Source organism: Thalassotalea sediminis (genome assembly GCF_030295915.1).
GTDB lineage: Bacteria > Pseudomonadota > Gammaproteobacteria > Enterobacterales > Alteromonadaceae > Thalassotalea_C > Thalassotalea_C sediminis.
This window is the reverse complement of the sequence record NZ_AP027361.1, coordinates 1,181,958-1,201,081: the sequence shown is the minus strand read 5'-3', so window position 1 is coordinate 1,201,081 and position 19,124 is coordinate 1,181,958. Positions and strand designations below refer to the sequence as shown.

Annotated in this window: 21 protein-coding genes; 2 read left to right on the top strand and 19 right to left on the bottom strand. The window is 38.8% G+C overall.

Features of this window, described 5'->3' with window-relative positions; genetic code table 11:
• Positions 1-19: 19 nt before the first annotated feature.
• Positions 20-529 (top strand): DUF2062 domain-containing protein, encoded by a 510-nt coding sequence (locus QUE09_RS05420; protein ID WP_286235184.1) that lies wholly within the window; start codon positions 20-22, stop codon positions 527-529.
• A 39-nt stretch (positions 530-568) separates the two neighbouring features.
• Here QUE09_RS05420 and QUE09_RS05415 read toward each other — a convergent pair whose 3' ends face one another.
• The 11 genes from QUE09_RS05415 to QUE09_RS05365 all read right to left on the bottom strand — a co-directional run bounded on the left by QUE09_RS05415 (position 569) and on the right by QUE09_RS05365 (position 11,775).
• The gene (locus tag QUE09_RS05415) at positions 569-1,801 is read right to left on the bottom strand and encodes an SAM-dependent methyltransferase (RefSeq protein ID WP_286235183.1); all 1,233 of its coding nucleotides are present in this window, start codon (positions 1,799-1,801) and stop codon (positions 569-571) included.
• Between the two features lie 15 nt (positions 1,802-1,816).
• Complete coding sequence (locus QUE09_RS05410; RefSeq protein ID WP_286235182.1) at positions 1,817-2,593, bottom strand: DUF1365 domain-containing protein; 777 nt, start codon at positions 2,591-2,593, stop codon at positions 1,817-1,819.
• Positions 2,590-3,858, bottom strand: a complete 1,269-nt coding sequence (locus tag QUE09_RS05405) for an NAD(P)/FAD-dependent oxidoreductase (protein ID WP_286235181.1) — start codon at positions 3,856-3,858, stop codon at positions 2,590-2,592. Before QUE09_RS05405 ends, QUE09_RS05410 begins: the two co-directional genes overlap by 4 nt.
• Positions 3,859-3,872: 14 nt before the next feature.
• Positions 3,873-4,589, bottom strand: a complete 717-nt coding sequence (locus QUE09_RS05400) for an SDR family NAD(P)-dependent oxidoreductase (protein WP_286235180.1) — start codon at positions 4,587-4,589, stop codon at positions 3,873-3,875.
• Positions 4,586-5,062: a nuclear transport factor 2 family protein gene (locus QUE09_RS05395; protein ID WP_286235179.1), complete on the bottom strand. Its 477-nt coding sequence runs from the start codon at positions 5,060-5,062 to the stop codon at positions 4,586-4,588. Before QUE09_RS05395 ends, QUE09_RS05400 begins: the two co-directional genes overlap by 4 nt.
• 34 nt (positions 5,063-5,096) lie before the next feature.
• Positions 5,097-6,497 (bottom strand): deoxyribodipyrimidine photo-lyase, encoded by a 1,401-nt coding sequence (gene phrB / locus QUE09_RS05390; protein ID WP_286235178.1) that lies wholly within the window; start codon positions 6,495-6,497, stop codon positions 5,097-5,099.
• Between the two features lie 83 nt (positions 6,498-6,580).
• Positions 6,581-7,540, bottom strand: a complete 960-nt coding sequence (locus tag QUE09_RS05385) for a YbgA family protein (protein ID WP_286235177.1) — start codon at positions 7,538-7,540, stop codon at positions 6,581-6,583.
• An 11-nt stretch (positions 7,541-7,551) separates the two neighbouring features.
• Positions 7,552-8,229 (bottom strand): ChrR family anti-sigma-E factor, encoded by a 678-nt coding sequence (locus tag QUE09_RS05380; protein WP_286235176.1) that lies wholly within the window; start codon positions 8,227-8,229, stop codon positions 7,552-7,554.
• Positions 8,222-8,848, bottom strand: a complete 627-nt coding sequence (locus QUE09_RS05375) for a sigma-70 family RNA polymerase sigma factor (protein WP_286235175.1) — start codon at positions 8,846-8,848, stop codon at positions 8,222-8,224. The genes QUE09_RS05380 and QUE09_RS05375 overlap by 8 nt, the downstream gene beginning before the upstream one ends.
• 73 nt (positions 8,849-8,921) lie before the next feature.
• Positions 8,922-9,482, bottom strand: coding sequence for an LON peptidase substrate-binding domain-containing protein (locus tag QUE09_RS05370; protein ID WP_286235174.1), 561 nt, complete (start codon positions 9,480-9,482; stop codon positions 8,922-8,924).
• A 121-nt stretch (positions 9,483-9,603) separates the two neighbouring features.
• On the bottom strand, positions 9,604-11,775 hold the full coding sequence (locus tag QUE09_RS05365) for a fasciclin domain-containing protein (RefSeq protein WP_286235892.1): 2,172 nt from the start codon (positions 11,773-11,775) through the stop codon (positions 9,604-9,606).
• 443 nt (positions 11,776-12,218) lie between these two features.
• On the opposite strand from QUE09_RS05365, the gene QUE09_RS05360 reads away from it, so the two are divergent.
• The gene (locus QUE09_RS05360) at positions 12,219-13,121 is read left to right on the top strand and encodes a TIGR01777 family oxidoreductase (protein ID WP_286235173.1); all 903 of its coding nucleotides are present in this window, start codon (positions 12,219-12,221) and stop codon (positions 13,119-13,121) included.
• Here QUE09_RS05360 and QUE09_RS05355 read toward each other — a convergent pair.
• The 8 genes from QUE09_RS05355 to QUE09_RS05320 form a co-directional block, all read right to left on the bottom strand.
• A complete protein-coding gene (locus tag QUE09_RS05355; RefSeq protein WP_286235172.1) occupies positions 13,111-13,653 on the bottom strand; it encodes a DUF3833 domain-containing protein in 543 nt (180 codons plus the stop codon). The two genes, QUE09_RS05360 and QUE09_RS05355, sit on opposite strands and share 11 nt — an antisense overlap.
• Positions 13,646-14,170 carry a chalcone isomerase family protein gene (locus QUE09_RS05350; RefSeq protein ID WP_286235171.1) on the bottom strand — a complete coding sequence of 175 codons (525 nt, stop codon included), beginning with the start codon at positions 14,168-14,170 and terminating at the stop codon, positions 13,646-13,648. The genes QUE09_RS05355 and QUE09_RS05350 overlap by 8 nt, the downstream gene beginning before the upstream one ends.
• On the bottom strand, positions 14,160-14,657 hold the full coding sequence (locus QUE09_RS05345) for a DUF2878 domain-containing protein (protein ID WP_286235170.1): 498 nt from the start codon (positions 14,655-14,657) through the stop codon (positions 14,160-14,162). The genes QUE09_RS05350 and QUE09_RS05345 overlap by 11 nt, the downstream gene beginning before the upstream one ends.
• An 84-nt stretch (positions 14,658-14,741) precedes the next feature.
• On the bottom strand, positions 14,742-15,998 hold the full coding sequence (gene lolE, locus QUE09_RS05340; RefSeq protein ID WP_286235169.1) for a lipoprotein-releasing ABC transporter permease subunit LolE: 1,257 nt from the start codon (positions 15,996-15,998) through the stop codon (positions 14,742-14,744).
• Complete coding sequence (gene lolD / locus QUE09_RS05335; RefSeq protein WP_286235168.1) at positions 15,991-16,683, bottom strand: lipoprotein-releasing ABC transporter ATP-binding protein LolD; 693 nt, start codon at positions 16,681-16,683, stop codon at positions 15,991-15,993. The genes lolE and lolD overlap by 8 nt, the downstream gene beginning before the upstream one ends.
• Entirely contained in the window at positions 16,676-17,902 is a 1,227-nt protein-coding gene (locus QUE09_RS05330) for a lipoprotein-releasing ABC transporter permease subunit (RefSeq protein ID WP_286235167.1), read from the bottom strand. The genes lolD and QUE09_RS05330 overlap by 8 nt, the downstream gene beginning before the upstream one ends.
• A 71-nt stretch (positions 17,903-17,973) precedes the next feature.
• Complete coding sequence (locus QUE09_RS05325; RefSeq protein WP_286235166.1) at positions 17,974-18,720, bottom strand: dienelactone hydrolase family protein; 747 nt, start codon at positions 18,718-18,720, stop codon at positions 17,974-17,976.
• Positions 18,721-18,841: 121 nt separating this feature from the next.
• Positions 18,842-19,093 (bottom strand): hypothetical protein, encoded by a 252-nt coding sequence (locus tag QUE09_RS05320; RefSeq protein WP_286235165.1) that lies wholly within the window; start codon positions 19,091-19,093, stop codon positions 18,842-18,844.
• Between the last annotated feature and the right edge of the window lie 31 nt (positions 19,094-19,124).

The window sequence follows — 19,124 nt, the reverse complement described above, 5'->3', positions numbered from 1 at the left end:
ACTAATTAATAAGACGTGCATGCCAAAGAAAACGATTAAAAAATTTATGCCGGATCATCAAAAGATCAAAACCAATAAACATTTACAGATTTTTGGTGATTTATTACATAACGGTAATTTGTGGCATTTAAACCGTCGCTCTGTTGCTAAAGCCTTTGCTGTTGGCTTATTTTTCGCCTTCGTTCCTGTTCCTTTTCAAATGGTTTTAGCGGCAGGCGTAGCTATTATAGTACATGCGAATTTACCACTATCTATCGCATTAGTATGGATCACGAATCCTATCACCATGCCAGCAATATTTTATTTTTGTTATATTGTTGGGACATGGATCCTCGGTAAACAGGAGCAAGCCTTTTCATTTGAGGCGAGTTGGCAATGGGTTATTGATAGTTTGTCTACTATCGGTCCATCATTTTTATTGGGATGTGCCGTTCTTGCTACTTTATTTTCGCTAATCGGCTATTTTGGTATTCATGCGTTATGGCGATATTCCGTCAATAAAGCATGGAAAAGTCGTGAAGGTAGATAATAAAAAAGCGGTTTATGTTAACCGCTTTTTTATTAAACATTATTTTCTCGCTATTAAATGTACTGTACTCGTTGAACGTTCTATAAACGCCCCTTCACAATAAGCAAAATAATACAACCATAAACGTTTAAACTCTTCGTCATACCCTAAGGTTGATAATTCTGGCCAAGCATTTAAAAAAGCCTTACGCCAATCTGCCAACGTTCTTGCATAATGTAATCCAATATCGTGTAACTCTTCCATTACTAACGAGGTATGTTTGGTAAGTTGGTTTGTTAACTCGTTAATCGAAGGTAAAAAACCGCCTGGGAAAATATATCGTTGAATAAAATCAACATTCTTTCGGTAATAATCAAAACGTTGATCTGCGATAGTAATTGACTGAATCAGCAACTTACCGCCCGGTTTCAACCGTTCATGACATTGTTGAAAAAAGCTCGGTAGATAATCATATCCAACAGCTTCAATCATTTCTATCGACACAAGCTTGTCGTATTCACCGGTTAACGCACGATAATCTTCTTTCAATAAGGTAATACGATCTTCTAAACCGAGTGCTTTTATCTTATCTGTCGCGTAAGCGTGCTGTGCATCAGAGATAGTCGTCGTGGTCACTTTACAACCATAATTCATTGCCGCATGTACAGCTAATCCACCCCACCCGGTACCAATTTCTAACAAATGATCATTTTCTTGCAAATCAAGTCGCTGACAAATGATGTCTAGTTTATGCTTTTGAGCTTCCGCTAAACTTGCTTCTTCAGATGGATAAATAGCCGCAGAATAAACCATCTCTGGATCTAAAAAACGTGTGTAGAGTTCATTACCCAAATCATAATGAGCAAGAATGTTGCGCTTTGAACCTTGCTGGCTGTTTCGATTAAAACGGTGAAAAATCGCATTTTTTAACTTACCGAGCCAAGAAGCATTTTTCTCAAGTTCATCGGTAAGTTGCTGAGCACGTGCAAATATTTGAATGACACGCGTTAAGTTTGGAGATGTCCATTTTCCATCGATAAATGCTTCTGCCGCGCCAATGCTTCCGCCACGAACAAAATCACGATAAGTTGATGTATCATGAATAACAATAGTGCCAGTAATAGCATCAGGATTGGTACGGTTTGCAGGAAACTTATAAGTAGACGTTCCTTGATGAATCTCAATGCAACCAAATTGCATTTTGTCTAATACCGAAAATACTAGATCACGACAACGTTTATTAACCCAGGTTTCCGTTGGCTCTTTAACCTTATGTTCTACAAGTTGCTCCACACTAAGCTCCTACTGCTACAATCTTTTTTTCTGCTGATAAGAAACAAATGGTATTTTTTTTAAAAATAACTTTAATGCTTGCCAATAAATACCCGTTACAATTGATAGAGACATAACAGGTAATTGACACCAAGTTTTCATTAACGTATTAGCTGCCAATGGCTGCTTTTTCAACCTTAAGTGAGCATCAAATACTTTCACCTTATCATCTTGGTTCATTCTTCTATTTTCTATATGGATCAATAAATTATCGTCCACTAGTTCTGGGGGCTTAACGCGCCATAAATAATGCATGTCTAAATCCATAAATGGTGAGACATGAAAGGCTTTTTCATTGACCTTTTCACACTGCAAGTCAACCAAGTAATAATGGCGTTCATTCCACGGTGTATTACTTACTTCCGCTAACATGTATCGACATTGTCCAGCTGCATCGTAACAAAAGTAGAAATTTGCTGGACTAAAGTAAATACCAAAGCATCTTGCTTGAACGAGCATTACAACCTGAGTTATCGCCGTCGTACCACCCAGTGCTTTTACTTTCTCTATGATACGTACTTTAAGCGCTCCTGGTTCACCTGAAAGATAATCTTTTGCAACAAATCTTATCGGTTGCCACCATTTTTGACCGAATATAAGTGAGGTTGAAAACGCCTGTTCAAGCTTATCAACGTTAAGTGCCAACATATACAACCGATAGTTGAATTGATGCCGCTTTGGCGTAAACCTTCTGTGCTGAATATCACCAACATAAACATAGGAATTTAATGGGGTAAACGTTGACGTATTCATTCGTTTTCATCTGATAAAAAACAATCAAATCTAGCGGCAACATCAAGCGCACTTCTTACACCATCCTCATGAAAACCGTTATACCAATAAGCACCGCAAAAATGCGTATTGCCTACACCACATATTTCACTGCGCCGCTGTTGTGCTTTAAGTGATTGCACAGAGAATACAGGGTGATGATAGGTGAACTCTCTCAATATTTTTTCTGGTGCAATTGCCTCTTTTTGGTTAAGCGTCACGCAAAATGTGTGTTCAGTCTCTAATCCCTGCAATATATTCATGTTGTAAGTTACGCTTGCAGGTTTTGTTCGGTTATCGCTTAATTGATAGTTCCAGCTTGCCCAAGCCTTTTTGCGTACCGGTAACAAATTTTCATCAGTATGTAGTACTACCGAGTTAGCGGCATAAGGCATCGCTGACAGTATTTCGCTTTCTGCTGCTGTTGGCAAATCTAGTAACGCAAGTGCTTGATCTGAATGACAGGCAAACACGACATCATCAAATACTTGTTCAGATTGATCTGCAAAAACTAGCGTTACATTCCCGTCATTTCGTTTCACTGAACATATCTGTGCATCAACCGAAATATTATTTTTAAAAGGTGCAATTAAAGGCGCTAGATAATTTCTCGAACCTTTGGGTATCACATACCATTGGGGTCTATCTGTAACGTTCAACAAGCCATGGTTATAAAAAAACTGAATAAAAAAGCGTAGTTGGAACTGTTCCATTTGTGCCAAAGAGCTCGACCAAATCGCCGCCCCCATTGGCAAAATATAATGCTCTGAAAAATACTGATTAAAGCCATTTTGCTTCAAGAAACTACCTAAGGTTTCATGTGCTGAAATATTTTGCTTTTGATAAACAGCTTTGCAAAGCTTATTAAATCGTAATATATCTAAAATTAAACGCCAAAACTTTGGGTTCAAGAGGTTGCGTTTTTGAGCAAAAAGTGTTGCTAAGGTGTGGCCATTATATTCTAAACCTGTCTGGCAGTTATGCACTGAAAAACTCATTTCAGTAGCCTGTTTATCAACGCCAAGACTTGCTAGTAAAGCTAAAAAATTAGGGTAAGTTTTATTATTAAAAACAATAAACCCCGTATCGATTGCATAAGGCCTGCCGTCTACTACAACATCAACAGTTGCTGTGTGACCACCAATACTACTTTGGCTTTCAAAAACACTGACATGGTGTTTTTTAGATAATACATGTGCTGCGGTTAAGCCTGAGATACCTGCGCCTATAACTGCTATACGCTTCATTAATAATCACCTATTTACATCAAACGATGTCTTAAAAACGGCGGCATAAAAGCGAGTACTTTCAATAGCCATGTTAATCTTCTGGGAAAATGTATGTATTGTTGTTTTTTCATGACACCTTTATAGATACGCTGAGCAGCTTCTGCAGCTGACAACATAAAAGGCATGTCAAAGGTATTTCTATCGGTCAACGGCGTTTCCACAAACCCAGGGTGAACTAAGCTTACACCAATTGCGTGTTTTTTCAGGTCAATTCTCAAGCTGTTAGCAAGATAGTCGACACCCGCTTTTGAAGCGCCATATGCTTCAGCTTTAGGAAACGGTAATAATGTCGCCGCTGAGCTAACAAACACCACTTGTCCACCCTTATTCACTTTTGGCAAAAACGCTGCCAACATCGTGCCCAATGAGGTTAAATTAGTATTAATAATGCGCGCAAAATTTGTATCATCGAATGCCATAACATCATCAATATAAGCACAATCGCCGGCATTTAAAATCAGTATATCGATGGAATCTACTTGACTAGCTGCTAGTTTTACTTGCGCAGCATCATTAATATCAAACGATAAAGGCTGGCAAGTTGTGTAAGTGTCTTTTAGTCGTTGAAGCTTATCTTCATTTCGGCCACATGGATACAAGTTATGACCGTGTTTGCCAAAAAGTGAAAATAGCGCTTCACCGATACCCGAAGTGGCGCCGGTAATCAGTACATTTTTTCCGACATTCATACCGTTTTTACCCGCGCTTTTAACCAAGCAATTATTCGCCCTAAAACAGGGACATGTTGGTAAAGCATTTGACCTAAATCGATATAATCTCGATGATAAATAATTTTAGTTCCTTTTGCTTCTAAGTAGGAGTGTCCTTCAACAACAATTGGCTTACCACTATTTAACTTTGTATGTTGATATGTCATCAACCAATAGACCGCAGCATGATCATGTTGATAGAAGGAATGCGTAATCTCAAATTGGCAATAAGGTACATTTTCATAGAGTTCACTAAAGTATTTTGTCAGCTTAACTAGCCCTTCTATTTGGTGCATAGGATCAATAAAAACGACATCATGGTGGTAAATTAATGCAAGCTCTTCGAAAGTACTATCTGCTGATAGAGATTGATAAGTCTCACAGAAATTCACCAACCACGCTGGTTTCTGCGCGATATCGTGTTCAGATAATTGCTCGATATTATGTAGCAAAATAAATCCCCAAATGCTTTTCTATAAAATTAACTTATCGATAAAATGCGAGTGCTTGTTCTCTCGCCGCTTTATGCTCAACAATTGCCGGCCAATAAGCTATTTCACTGTGTGACTTCATATAACTATGCGGAAAATGAATATACTTGTCAGGCACTTTATCAAGTTCTGGTAAATACTTACGCACAAACGCCCCTTTAGGATCAAATCTCTCTCCCTGTCGTATCGGATTAAAAATTCTAAAGTAGGGTTGTGCATCACACCCTGTACTTGCTGCCCATTGCCAGCCACCATTATTTGCAGCAAGATCACCGTCAATTAGCTTCGACATAAAATATTGTTCACCTAATCGCCAATCAATAAGTAAATGTTTCGTCAGAAAGCTAGCAACGATCATTCTTAACCTGTTATGCATCCAACCGGTTTGATTAAGTTGGCGCATTGCAGCATCAACAATGGGGTAACCCGTTTGCCCTAAACACCACGCATCAAACTTCGCTTTATCATATGGCCAAGTCGTGCTTGTATATTTTTCGTTAAACATTTTATGTCGACACAACTTAGGAAAGTGATGTAACAGATGGCGATAGAAATCGCGCCAAATGAGTTCATTGAGCCATGAAAACGCTGAACTATCATGTGCAGTTAATAAGTCGGGATGTTTGTTCAAAATTAATTGTAATAAATATCTTGGACTTAAGGCGCCAATCGCTAAATAGGGAGATAAACCTGATGTGCCTTTAACCGACGGTATATCTCGCCATTCATGATATTGGTCGTGTTTGTTTGCAAAAAAGGCAGGAATAATATGCGCTTCAACATCATCAATTAACGGCCATTGCGACGACGTGTTATCACTGCTCAACAGTTCATTATCTAAGCCGCTACCTGACTCGTCAGTAACATCACTCGACACTGTTCGATTAACTGATTTACCTAAATACTCAAATCCATACGTTTTTACATAACTTAACCACGCACGTTTAAAAGGGGTAAACACTTTAAACATTTCGCCCGCTTGATTAAGCACTTTACCCTTACTAACAATAACATCAGCTTCAAATAACGTTAGCTTGACACCAGCCTTAGTTAATTTTTCATCTCGCTGCCTTTCGTTTACTTCAAGTTCTTCGTTGGCAATAAAATGGATTGCAGAGCCTTGTTTACTCTTCTCGATAATAAACTCAATTTGTTGTTCAAAGTCATCAACTTGATAAACCTCTAACGGCACACCTAACTCACTTAACTGTTTACTCAGTAAAGCTACGTGTCGTTTAATCAAATCAATTTTTATACGCGACCAATGATGTTGTAGCCATTGTTCTGGCGTTAAAATATATATGGCCCTGTCGCCGTTTTGAAAATTAGATAAAAAATGGTGCAAAGCTGGATTATCATGCACGCGTAAGTCGTTTCTAAACCAAAGTATTTGCATAACATCTCATCGGCCAAAAGGTGTGTTAATCAAAGGTGTGAATATCAACAGAAACCAATGATTTTTCATAAGTTTCTGTCAATTTAATAACCATATCGCAGCTTTAAGCTTTCTGGGTATGGATTTAAATAAGTCTGTTTAGCTAAATAAGACTTAGGATGAGACAATAAATAATGCTTTATTAAGGTTAAAGGCACAAACAGTGGCACTAAGCCGGTACGAAACGCTTCGATTTGCTGGCAAAGTTCCTGCCTTTGCTCTGGCGATAGATGTTTTGAAAAATAACCTTGAATATGAGACAGCGTATTAGCATGCTTTTTGCGGGTTGCTTTTATTTTCAAGGCTGTCATCAAGCCCGTAATATATTGTTCTGCAAGCTCATTAAGTGGCAATTCATTACCCGCCAATAATTGGCCTAGCGCTTTGTAAGCAACAAGATCATGACTCATCACAGTATATTTATACTGACTATGAAACGTCATTAATTTATGCTTTGTCAGCCCTGATTCGACCAATGACTGCCAGTGCCTATAAGCAAAAACTCTCGCGACAAAATTCTCTTTGATGATAGGGTCGTTTAAACGACCATTTTCTTCACAAGGCAATAATGGATTTGCTTTCATAATTTCTTGCGCAAATGCGCCAACACCCGTCGAAGGTAATGAATTGCCATCAACAGAATAAATTTTCACTCGCTCCATTCCGCAACTTGGGCTTTTAGCACAAAAAATAAACCCGCTAAATTTCTCAGTATATTTCGCTATTTTTTTACCATATTCTGCCAAGGCATTAGTTACGTCGCCGCTACCATCAGGTCTTGCAACTTTGATAATATTATCTTCTTTAATTAACCTAATCGTTGGACGAGGAACGGGTAAACCTATCGCTACTTCAGGACAAAACGTTTTATATGTTACATGTTGACCTAGCTCCTTCATGCAAAAACTTGAAGGTTTATTACTCGCATCAAATCGTACTTTTTCACCCGCAATACAGGCACTAATACCAATAGTAATATCTTTTTTATCAAATAAATTATGCATGCTTTCACCCACTAATAAATAAAGTTACCTATCGGATTAAGAAGCTTATTAATGCCTTGTGTAAACTTCTGCGGGGCATTAGCAACGGTATAACAAAGACACCCTTGTTCTGAAACGGGGTTATGTTCATGCTTACCATCAAGCATAATAAAATCACCAGGGAAATACTCTCCCATTTCATCGGTGAATGACCCCGAAACTAACACGGTTAACTCATACCCATTGTGCGTATGCATAGGTACAGAACCACCAGGCTCAATATGCAATAAACTCGTGTGTATATCACCTTCATCAAGCATAACTCTCGCGCGCGACAATTTACCAATATTGGCGCTACTTAAAATTTCCATATGTTGCATTGCTCTAGGTAGCTGATATTCCTTATCTCTTAATGTTATCTTTTTGGCTTCAATCGCCGTTACGTTAGCAATACCGTCGTCGCTACATATATCGTCTATCATTTTTTCTACGTCAAGTGATAATATATCACTGTCGACGTTTTCAACTTCCCACGGTGTTTGCGGATGCTCAAAACTAGCCTCGGCAATTTGCTCAGTAAGTAGAGCAATATGTTGCTGACATTTACTGCATTTATCGGCATGAATAGCAACACCAGCCGCCAGAGATGCCGGTAGCTCTCCTGCTACATAAGCAGTCAACATTTCAAAAGTAGGATGATGTTTAATCATGGTCTTCTCCTAACTGCGCCTTGAGTTTCGCTAAGGCTAGGCGTAATCGCGATTTTATCGTGCCTAAAGGCAAGTCGAGGTGATTTGCAAGTTGCTCTTGCGACATCTCCATAAAATAAAAGCCTTTAATCACTTGTTGCTGATTTTCGGGAAGTGTTTCGATAACAGACATGATGTTGTTACTTGCTAGATGATCTTCAAACAATTCATCGTCAGTTGCACTTTGTTCAGCAATTGGCCAAATATCATCGCTTAACGTATCTTCTCGGTTACATTTAACTTTTCTCAGCATATCGAATGTAACGTTACGCATAACAGTGTAGACCCAAGTTGTTGCTGCGCCTTTTTTCGCATCAAACAAGTGCGCTTTACGCCAAATATTGGACATTGTTTCTTGCACAACTTCACTCGCTTGCGCTTCGCTTCCTATTTTCGCCTTTGCAATACGTAAAATTTTAGGAGCAAAAAACCTAAAGAGCTCGCTAAAAGCTGCTTTGTCACGTTGTTCTGCTACAGATATAAGCCATTGACTTAATTGCTGATGTTCAGTTGAATCGTTCATAGCTTTAGGTGTAACACTTGAACCAGTAACTGACAAGTTTATTTGCCTAACGGCCATCTTTTATTCTTCCAAAAAATTCAGATAGACAATAATACGCGCAGGTTTATATTACGGATCACTATTATGTATTTTATTTTTCAGGTAATACGATATTTTGAACAAACTGCTTTGCGGCATTAAATGAATGCTCGTTGGCAAACATCATTTTGTCTTCAATATTAATTGGCAGTAACTCTAACCAGCGAGCAATGACCCAATTAGCATTGTCATTAAAGCAAGATTGATACATATCACTCAATAATTTGTTTTCTTCGAATACTTTTAATAATGACATCGACAGGTTACTTGTTTCATCATCATGATCACGTTCAGGCCAATGATCTATCTGTATAACACTACTATGATGCAAATTATCTTTATCTATGATTAATTCAGATAAGGCGACTAACTTCTTACACTTCACATCAATGATCAACACACCATGCTCATCTTGATCAAAATTTATAATTTCAACCCAACTTGCCCAATTATCTTCATTCTTTCGCACACAATTAGCTGTCGACATAATGGCAAAGCCTTGCTCTTTTGTCGCCAGCTTCACCATATTTAAATAGCGTTGTTCAAAAATGCGTAACCTTGTAATACCTTGAGGTAATAGAAATACGGGTAATGGGAATATCGGTAATTTCATTCAAATCTTGTTTTGGTGTCTTTGTAGTTATTACGTAAGTAACCTACATTTTGATCACAAAAAAAAGCCCCTAATCTAGGGGCAAAAACACATGCATTCGTTAATAAAACTTAGCAGCGAGTTATTCGTTCTCTGCGCTGGTAATAACAGTATCAATCACATGGATAACACCATTTGTAGTATAAATATCAGTCGACGTAATGTTTGCACCTTGAACCTGTAAACTTGTTGGTGCTTGTTTAACTGACCACCACACATCATTCACACCATTTCCCATCATATCGCCCGCAACACTATCATTAGCGTAGAAATATAATGGGCGCCCTAAATATGCGGCCTGCATATCACCGTCTTCGCGCATGATCGTCGATAAACCCTCAATATTATCAGTCATACCGTCAGTAACGAGTACCGGTGGCCACGCTGTGGCGCAAGTATCAACACATGTACTGCTAGATTGGCCTAAATCATTATCAAACACGTATAAGGTGAAGCCTGGGTGGCTTGAGTTCATGCCGCCAACTAACATGTGGCTATCGGCATCGTATGCTACTTCGTCCATGGTATCATTCGACGTTTTTGTGAAGTCAACAAGATTAATGCTCAGTACGTCTTCACCCGCTGTTTCAACCGTTTTACCCGACGCAGCATAAGCACCAACTGAATTAACCTCTGTTGCTAAAACGTGTTTCAGCAGTACCGATGTCAGCGCAGTATTGTCAGCAAGTAAAGCGGATAATGTCGCATCATCAATTTTATCAAATGCGGCATTAGTAGGCGCGAATACAGTAAAGTTAGCATTTTCGTCTGAAAGCGTATCCACTAAACCTGCAGCTGTTACTGCATCCACTAGGGTAGAAAACTGTGATAAAGATGATGCCAGTTCAACAATATTCATCGTTTCACCACCTTTCATAGCAGGAGGCAGTATTACTTGATCTACAACATGAATTACGCCGTTGTCAGCTGAAACATCTGCCGCAGAAACAGGTGACAAATTTAAATATAGTGTCGCATCTTTCACCGTTAAGGCCACATCAGAGCCATTAGCTGTTGTTACCGTGTTATTTTCAGAGTTAGCAACCGTAATTGCAGCATCTGACATCACCTTAGCACCACTGAGTACGTGGTAAAGTAATACACTTTTCAACTGTTCAGGGTTAGCTAACAATCCTTCAAGTAGGCTAGCATCTAATTTCGCAAAAGCGTCATCAGTTGGGGCAAAAACGGTAAAGTCGGTATCAGGATCTGATAATACAGCGTCTAAACCTGTAGACTGAAGCACACTAACGAGTGTAGTGAAGTTGCCATCATTTACTGCAACGTCAACAACAGTATTTGCCGTAGAAGGAAGTTCCAAGTCACCAATAACAACTGCATCAATAACGTGAATAATGCCATTGCTCGTGTAAATATCTTTGATCACGATATTAGCACCACCAAACATTAGCATGTCAGTTTCCGCATTAATAGAAACCGGTATCATGGCGTCTGAAAGCGTAGTTGCTTGCTGACCATTAAGTGCATATGCAGACACAGAAGAGACTTCCGCATCAATAACATGTTGTAGTAATAAGTTACTTAATAGATCTGTATCAGCTAAAATCATCGACAACACCTCGTCATCGATCATTGCAAAAGCATCGTCTGTGGGTGCAAATACCGTAAAGTTACCACTCGCATCTGCTAGTGCACCATCTAAACCAGCTGCTTGTAAAGCTGCAACCAATGTGGTGAAACGCCCATCTGCAACCGCAGTTTCAACGATATTCATCATGGGTTGACCTTTGTCAGCTGGCGGCATCAATACCGCGTCAATCACATGAATAATGCCATTGTCTGTTTGAATGTCAGTCATGGTAACCGTAGCGGTGTTTACAAGCAGGTTGTCACCATCGAGTGATAAGCCAACCATATCGCCATTCACCATTTCAACGGTTTGACCTGCACTTGCTACGGCAGCTGCTGCATCAACTTCACCCGATATAACGTGGTAGGTTAAAATATCAGATAACGTATCTGTATCCTCTAACAATGCGTTAATCGTGTCGTCGCCGAGCAGTGCAAAGGCATCATCTGTAGGAGCAAATACGGTAAAGCTAGCGTTCTCATCAGCGAGCGTTGTATCTAATCCCGTCGCTTCTAATGCCGCTACCAAAGTTGTAAAATTACCATTATCGACGGCTGCGTCAACTATGGTCACAGGGGCAGGTGGTGTTATTACAGGTGGTATAGATTTATCATCATTATCATTACAGGCTTGCAATAAAAACAAGCAAGTAAACATTGTCATAAAGCTTTTAATATATTTCACTTGTCAATTCCTTCTCTCACAAAAGTTTTAATACCAAATCAATTAAATATTTAGTCACTTAGCGAGAATTAAAAGGATTAGAGACAAGGCATTGATTGCAAAGAATGGTCGCTCCCTTGTTAAAATCAATAACACAGTCTATAAGCCTTTTAAACTCGCCCTTGGGAACTCATTAGCGCCCTGATAACTTCCCTAAATAATCGAACCATAGACTGACTATGCTTAAATTATTTAACTTGTTCTCAACGCGCTAATGAAGTTCTAAGTTGACCAAATATTTAATAGAATTGGTATAAGGTACTACGGCAAGTTTTTTCAATAGGATCAGATTATTACCTCGAAAAAAAATAAATTTTTATAAGTGATCTACACTTAAAATAAACACGTATTAAGTTAGTTGTTTAGTTTGTAGGTGGTAAACAGTGAGAATATTAATTACAGGTGGTACAGGCTTAATTGGGCAAGCGCTTATCAAGCAACTGTTATCGAACAAGGACAATCAAATATCCGTGTTAACTCGCTCACCTGACAGTGCTGCTGCTTGTTTAGGCAGTGCGGTTAACCTTGTAACCTGCCTCAATCAAACGCTGATTGACCAAACTGACATCGTAATCAACCTTGCAGGGGAACCTATTGCAGAAAAACGGTGGACAGATAACCAGAAGCAACAAATTTGTCACAGCAGATGGCACCTTACAGGCAAAATTGTCGAACTTATCCAACAAAGCGATACTCCGCCACGAACATTGTTGTCTGGTAGTGCAATAGGGATTTATGGGCGGCAAGGAAACTATCAAATCGACGAGACCTTTACGCAATATTACCCAGAATTTTCAAATAAAATTTGCAAAAAATGGGAAGACATTGCATTAGAAGCGCAATCATCATCTACCCGTGTTTGTCTATTAAGAACAGGAATAGTGCTTTCTCCTACTGCAGGTGCTCTTCACAAGATGTTACTCCCGTTTAAGCTCGGTTTAGGTGGGAAGTTTGCGGACGGCGAGCAAATAATGAGTTGGATACACATTGACGATATGGTAAACGCGATCATCTATTTAATGGAGCAACGAGGTATTGACGGAGCGGTGAATATGACATCACCAAATGCCGTAACGAATCAGGTATTTAGCGAAACATTAGCACGAAGATTATCACGTCCATGCATATTTTCGACGCCAGCCTTTGTATTAAAACTTATCTTCGGTGAAATGTCAGACTTATTTATCTACGGTCAAAACGTTGTGCCTAAGAAATTATTGGCTAACGGTTTTCAGTTTGAATATGCGCAACTAAACAGTGCTTTACTCGATTTACTTAACGATTAGAACACTGCTGAATAGATTTATCGAAAAATAACGTAATATCTGCAACCGCTATTCCGTATTTATTCATGGCAGTTTTATTCATCACTCGATCATCATCTAATTTATACATCCAATCATCCATTGAGAATCTAATCACATCATTGTCGATAGTAACATCGAGTTCATACTGCCAATTAAAAGCCATGCCAACTTGTTGTCCTTTAGCAATACCTATTACATCATCGGCTTGGCCACTATATTTACCATTAGCTTCAAGGTTTAGCTGCCAAACACGCTTAGAAACTTCTCCATCTAAAAAGTAGAAAGTTTCATCGAGTAAACCGCTATTTCCTTGCCACGTTCCAATAATTTCAACGCAGAACCTGCGAGTGACTTTATTATCGTATTTGTTAATAATCCCCCAACCAACGAACTTGCCCGAAAAATAAGTCTTAATATCGAGTTTTGGCGACGTATTTCTATAGTCAGTCACATCACTACTACACCCCATTAAACATATAGCAAGGACTATAGGTAATATTAAGTTATTCACTATCTTCTCCTATCAATCGTTTTCGAAGTAATGGCTGACTTGTTTTTTCAGAAAGCCATATAGCGAGAAAGATTTCTGCAAATTTTGTATCTTCTATTGTCCCAAGTAATTCACCATTAAAATAAAAGTGACTACTCTGGTTATCATCGAGTAAAGATAAGGAATCACCTGCTTCAATGTTTGGCCAAAGTACTCGCAACGTATCAAGATACTTGCCGTATTGCTCGATTGAAAAGCCCAAGTATTGCCATTGCTCTACAGTTTTTTCTAATAAGTCATCTCGAGCAATATCTTTAAGGTATTGAATTTCTAATAATAACGTTTGATTTTCCTTTTCACTGTAAGTACCGCTATTTGTGTAAAGTTTACTGTGATAAATGTCCCAGAACAGGAATGAAAATGTTGCTTTCCCTACCTGTGTAAGGTCTGATTTAACCTTGTCGACCGCTAACATTTTAGCTTGTGCCGTCATCATAAGGGTTAATAAACAAAGCAATACGATAGATTTAACTGACACGATAACGCTCCTTATTTAGCAAGTTGTTTTCTAACGAAAACGCTAACATGATAAATAACGGCCAAATAATAGATAGCAGTAACATCGTTGGTAAAAGATCCCAACCAAACTTAACGGCTGATAACTGGAAACCGGCAAAATAACTCAATGGCGCAAATATCATCGGTAGTACTATCTGGAGCCAACGATTCGTTTTAAGTTGTTGTGGCGCGCGCAATAAAATACAGCTAAAGCACACCCACAGTACGATTAACCAATACGGGATAAACGTCTCATCGGGGAATCTAAATATACCTAAGACGGTTAAAATGTTATCGATACTAACCCCGAGAAAAGTAATAACAGCGGCTAAATATAACTCATACCTTGTTAATTTCTTGTGCCAAGCAAAAATGCCTAGCCAGAGTAAAGCTGACACTATTGCGTCGTTGCCATAAATGACTAATCCAAGCCACACTAAATTAAACAATATAAAGTGAATCAACATAACGGAAAAAATTAGTGATATTAACTACCGTTACGTCTAAAAAACAGATAAAGATCACCTTGTAGGAAGATTAATTGACGATCGTTAAACTTGACCGAGTACCTGGGCAGGATCAACTTTTGTTGCTCGCCAAGCAGGATATAATGTGGCAATTAAGCTTAAAATGAGTGCCGTACCTACGGTTAAATATATATCACTACTTTGTACCTGTGTTGGTAAAAAGTCGATAAAATATACATCACCAGAGAGAAACTTCTGATCAAAAATTGATTCTAGATAATGTACAATTTCAGTTAAATTCAACGCAAGTATTGTCCCGAAAACCGCACCAATTAACGTGCCAGTGATGCCATTCCGCAGACCTTGTATCATAAAGGTAAACATAATAGTGCTAGATTTCGCGCCCATTGTTTTTAAAATGGCAATATCACTGCGTTTATCATTTACCGCCATAATTAAGGTAGAAACAATATTAAAGCTTGCAACAGCAATCACCAAGACAAGTACAATAAACATCACTATTCTCACAAGCTGAATATCGTTGTATAAATGCCCTTGGCTAAATGTCCAATCATAAATATAAACATAGGCATCTGTTTTATAAGCAACCTGTTTAGCAATTAACGGGGCATTAAATACTTGCTCAACATTTAATCGGATTGTCTGCACCTGATCAGCATCATAATGCATAATACTTTGCCCAAAGGGTAAGGAAATAAATGCTTTTTGCGCATCTATTTCACCGCCAAACTTAAAAATACCAACAATCGTGGCATTACGCTTAGTCATCGCGTTAAACTGCTGTTTTACCTGCTCTCCTTTTTGCATCGGTGGCAGTAATACTTGTATGTTATCACCGACACTAACGTTTAATTTCTCTGCAATAGCTTGCCCGACAATAATAGCATTATCTTGGCTAAGATCTTGCCAACTACCTGCAACCAAATAGCTTGCAATTGATGACACCCGTTGCTCTAGCGCAATATCTACAGCGCTTAATTCGGCCCCCTTTAATATACCTTTATGCTGTAACATCCCCTGCACTTTTATCAGTGGCGCAGCAGCATTAACCAAAGGTTGTTGTTCAGCATTATTTACTTGTCGTTGCCATTGGTTAATTGGCTCATTGACCGAAACTAATTCAGCGTGGGGAACAACGGATAATAAATGTTGCGCTAAGGCACGTTCAAATCCGTTCATAGCACTTAATACAAGAATTAAAATAGCAACACCTAATGCAATACCGGTAGTCGATGATGCGGAAATAAAAGATGCAAACCCTTTGGTTTGCTTGCTGCCAATATAGCGCTTGGCAATAAAAAAACTTAACGATTTAGCCATGCATTTCTTCCATATCGACAAGCACACCATGGTCTAACTTAACTTGTCTATTCATTTTAGCCGCGAGTGTTAAATCATGGGTTACAATAACGAAACTGGTATTAAGGGTTCGATTTAACTCTTTGAGTAGCTGATAAATTTGCTCTGCGGTATCAAAATCTAAATTTCCTGTTGGCTCATCTGCGAGCACAAGTGCGGGTTTTGTTACCAAAGCTCGAGCAATTGCTACACGTTGACGCTCACCACCAGATAATTCAGAAGGACGATGTGTTAAACGATGACTGAGCCCTACTTGCGCTAACATTTCTTCCGCTGCACGTTGCGCATCTTTAACATTATTACCCCTTATTAACAGTGGCATAGCGACATTTTCTAATGCGGTAAACTCCATCATTAGGTGGTGGAATTGATAAATAAACCCAATATGTTGATTTCGAAACTTTGCTTTTGCTTTTTCACTTAACTGATGTATATCAACATTGTTAATAATCACTTGTCCAGATGTTGGTGAATCCAAACCACCTGCGATATGTAGTAACGTACTTTTGCCACTGCCAGAGCTTCCTACTACCGCTAACAGCTCTCCTTCTTCAACATTGAGATCAACTCCGTGCAATACTTTTGTTGTCAGTTCTCCTTGAAGATATGACTTAGTGAGTTGTTTACAAATTAGACCATTATTCATTACGTAAAACCTCTGCAGGCTGGGTAAGTGAAGCACGATACGCTGGATACAACGTCGCAAGGAAGCTCATAGCTATAGCACTCAGGGAAATAACTAAAATATCACTAAGTTGCATATCAATAGGTAGAGATTGAGCAACGCCTGCACCAAACAGGCTAATACCGAATGTTGCAAGTAAAGTATTTAAATTTAGCGTCAATATCACACCACCAAAAACGCCAAGCATGGTTCCCCAAACCCCATTAACAACACCTTGTGCCATGAAAATTTTCACAACACCAGCTCTATCCATTCCAAATGTCTGTAATATTGCTATTTCTCCTTGCTTATCAATAACAACCATAACAAGTGCTGAAACGATATTAAATGCGGCGACAGCAACAATTAAACTTAACATCAGCCACATCATGTTCTTTTCCATATTAACAGCAGAAAATAAGGTACCTTGGGTAGAACGCCATGTTTTAAATTGATATTTATCCTTTTCAAAAGGATGCATTGCAACAATTTCATCAGCAATAAAAGCATCATCAAGATATAGTCGCAATTGACTAACACTATCTGCAGAAAAACGCATAAGTTTACTTGCATCTCTTCGATGCATGTACACTACCGAGTCATCAACTTGAGAGCGCATATTAAAAATGCCAACGATATCAAAGGTGCGTTGCACAGGGATTCGCCCCATCGGCGTAAACAACGTTTTTCCAGGCACAACTATGCGTATAGTGTCACCAATAGAGACAGCGAGCTTCTGTGCAAGTGATTGGCCAATAACAATCGAATATGGGCTATTTGTTAAGTAACTCAGTTGGCCCGCTACCATGTGTTTGAATACGATATTTTCTTGTTCGTACGAGGGGTCAATGCCTTGTAACAACACACCTGTTAAGGTCTGATTTGACAGAATTAACGCCTCAGCTTCAATAATAGGCGTGACGTTAGTAACATGTTCAATAGTAGACAGCTTTGCTTGTAGCGTTTGCCAATTTTTTATCGGTTTATCATCTTGACTGACCAACACATGTGGCACGATACCAAGAATTCGCTTTTTTAATTCACCTTCAAATCCGTTCATCACCGACACAACAGTGATCAAGGCGGCAACGCCAAGCAAAATGCCAATAATGGAAAAAAAGGTAATAAAGGAAACAAAGCCTGTACGCTGTCGACTTCTGCTATATCGAAGTCCGATAAAAAAACTAACCGGCTGAAACATTACATTTATGCTAAATGAGGTACTCGAATCAGCCAAGCATACCATAACATACGCTGAGTTAATAACGTCTATTATGCTGTTTTTGTTAGTGTTCGATTGAAAAACTCAACTGACATTCCGTAAACACGCAACGCTAACTGAGGATCATACCTATCTCCCTCATCACGCATAAAGGCATGCTGAGCATTAAATTCATGCCACGTAAAAGTATTTCCTGAAGATAGTAATTGTTGATGTATTAACATGCGCCCTTCATCTGGCACATGGGGATCTTGTTTCCCCCAAATCATCATTAATTCACCATTAATATCCGCGGTACGCGTTAATGAGTCGTTGTTAGGTTTGCACGGCAACGTATTTGAATGAATGTCTGTTGCATAGAGGCAAACTGCAGATGATATTTGACTATTCAAAGCCGCGCGATAAGCCAAGTGTCCTCCAATACAAACTCCCATTGCGCCTAGTTTTTCACTACAAAAAGGTTGGCATTTTGCAAAAGCAATAAGTGCTTCTGTATCAGAATCATGATCTTCTAAAGGTTTCGTCCATTTGTCATTATTTCCTTTATCTTTACCTGCATCGTCATAACCCAACACGGTACCAATTGCGTTTAGTTCATGAAACACTTCTGGCACTAATACCACAAAACCATGGCCAGCCATTATTGCAGCCGTTCTGGCAATAGGCGCAGTTTGTTGAAAGATTTCAGAATAAAAAATAACAGTAGGAAATCGGCCATCTGCATCAGGACGATAAACATAAGTTCGCATCTTGCCGGTTGCTGTATCGATATCAACAACATCACGCTGAATGATCATGTAGTTCTCTCTTTTAAAATAAGATTTGTTAAATTAACAAATAAACACAAAGTGTATAAGGAAATAGTCGTGTTGATCATCATTAAATAGTACCAGTGGGGTTTCAAATCTATGGCTACCATCACTTATAACGCACTTTGTTGCCAATAATCTTCAATGCAGGCACACCTCGAATCAATACCTCTCGTGCAAAAACCTGATGACATTGTGGACACTCTCCTACTTTAGCAGTGTAATCTTTGCTTATCCGTTCAACAAAACACTTTATTAACGCGCCTTTTCCACCTTTACGATATTTGAATAACTTGCTCTGGCAAACGGCACAAAAAATATCAATTGTACGACTTGGCCCTTTCACGTTAGGTTTTGCCATTTATACTTATTCTCATTACTTAACTTTCATT

What these genes read in the sequence shown, in the direction of transcription:
- QUE09_RS05420 (WP_286235184.1), top strand. Translation starts at nt 20, where the DNA reads ATGCCAAAGAAAACGATTAAAAAATTTATGCCGGATCATCAAAAGATC.
- QUE09_RS05410 (WP_286235182.1), bottom strand. Translation starts at nt 2,593, where the DNA reads ATGAATACGTCAACGTTTACCCCATTAAATTCCTATGTTTATGTTGGT.
- QUE09_RS05405 (WP_286235181.1), bottom strand. Translation starts at nt 3,858, where the DNA reads ATGAAGCGTATAGCAGTTATAGGCGCAGGTATCTCAGGCTTAACCGCA.
- QUE09_RS05400 (WP_286235180.1), bottom strand. Translation starts at nt 4,589, where the DNA reads ATGAATGTCGGAAAAAATGTACTGATTACCGGCGCCACTTCGGGTATC.
- phrB (WP_286235178.1), bottom strand. Translation starts at nt 6,497, where the DNA reads ATGCAAATACTTTGGTTTAGAAACGACTTACGCGTGCATGATAATCCA.
- QUE09_RS05385 (WP_286235177.1), bottom strand. Translation starts at nt 7,540, where the DNA reads ATGCATAATTTATTTGATAAAAAAGATATTACTATTGGTATTAGTGCC.
- QUE09_RS05380 (WP_286235176.1), bottom strand. Translation starts at nt 8,229, where the DNA reads ATGATTAAACATCATCCTACTTTTGAAATGTTGACTGCTTATGTAGCA.
- QUE09_RS05375 (WP_286235175.1), bottom strand. Translation starts at nt 8,848, where the DNA reads ATGGCCGTTAGGCAAATAAACTTGTCAGTTACTGGTTCAAGTGTTACA.
- QUE09_RS05370 (WP_286235174.1), bottom strand. Translation starts at nt 9,482, where the DNA reads ATGAAATTACCGATATTCCCATTACCCGTATTTCTATTACCTCAAGGT.
- QUE09_RS05365 (WP_286235892.1), bottom strand. Translation starts at nt 11,775, where the DNA reads ATGACAATGTTTACTTGCTTGTTTTTATTGCAAGCCTGTAATGATAAT.
- QUE09_RS05345 (WP_286235170.1), bottom strand. Translation starts at nt 14,657, where the DNA reads ATGTTGATTCACTTTATATTGTTTAATTTAGTGTGGCTTGGATTAGTC.
- lolE (WP_286235169.1), bottom strand. Translation starts at nt 15,998, where the DNA reads ATGGCTAAATCGTTAAGTTTTTTTATTGCCAAGCGCTATATTGGCAGC.
- lolD (WP_286235168.1), bottom strand. Translation starts at nt 16,683, where the DNA reads ATGAATAATGGTCTAATTTGTAAACAACTCACTAAGTCATATCTTCAA.
- QUE09_RS05330 (WP_286235167.1), bottom strand. Translation starts at nt 17,902, where the DNA reads ATGTTTCAGCCGGTTAGTTTTTTTATCGGACTTCGATATAGCAGAAGT.
- QUE09_RS05325 (WP_286235166.1), bottom strand. Translation starts at nt 18,720, where the DNA reads ATGATCATTCAGCGTGATGTTGTTGATATCGATACAGCAACCGGCAAG.
- QUE09_RS05320 (WP_286235165.1), bottom strand. Translation starts at nt 19,093, where the DNA reads ATGGCAAAACCTAACGTGAAAGGGCCAAGTCGTACAATTGATATTTTT.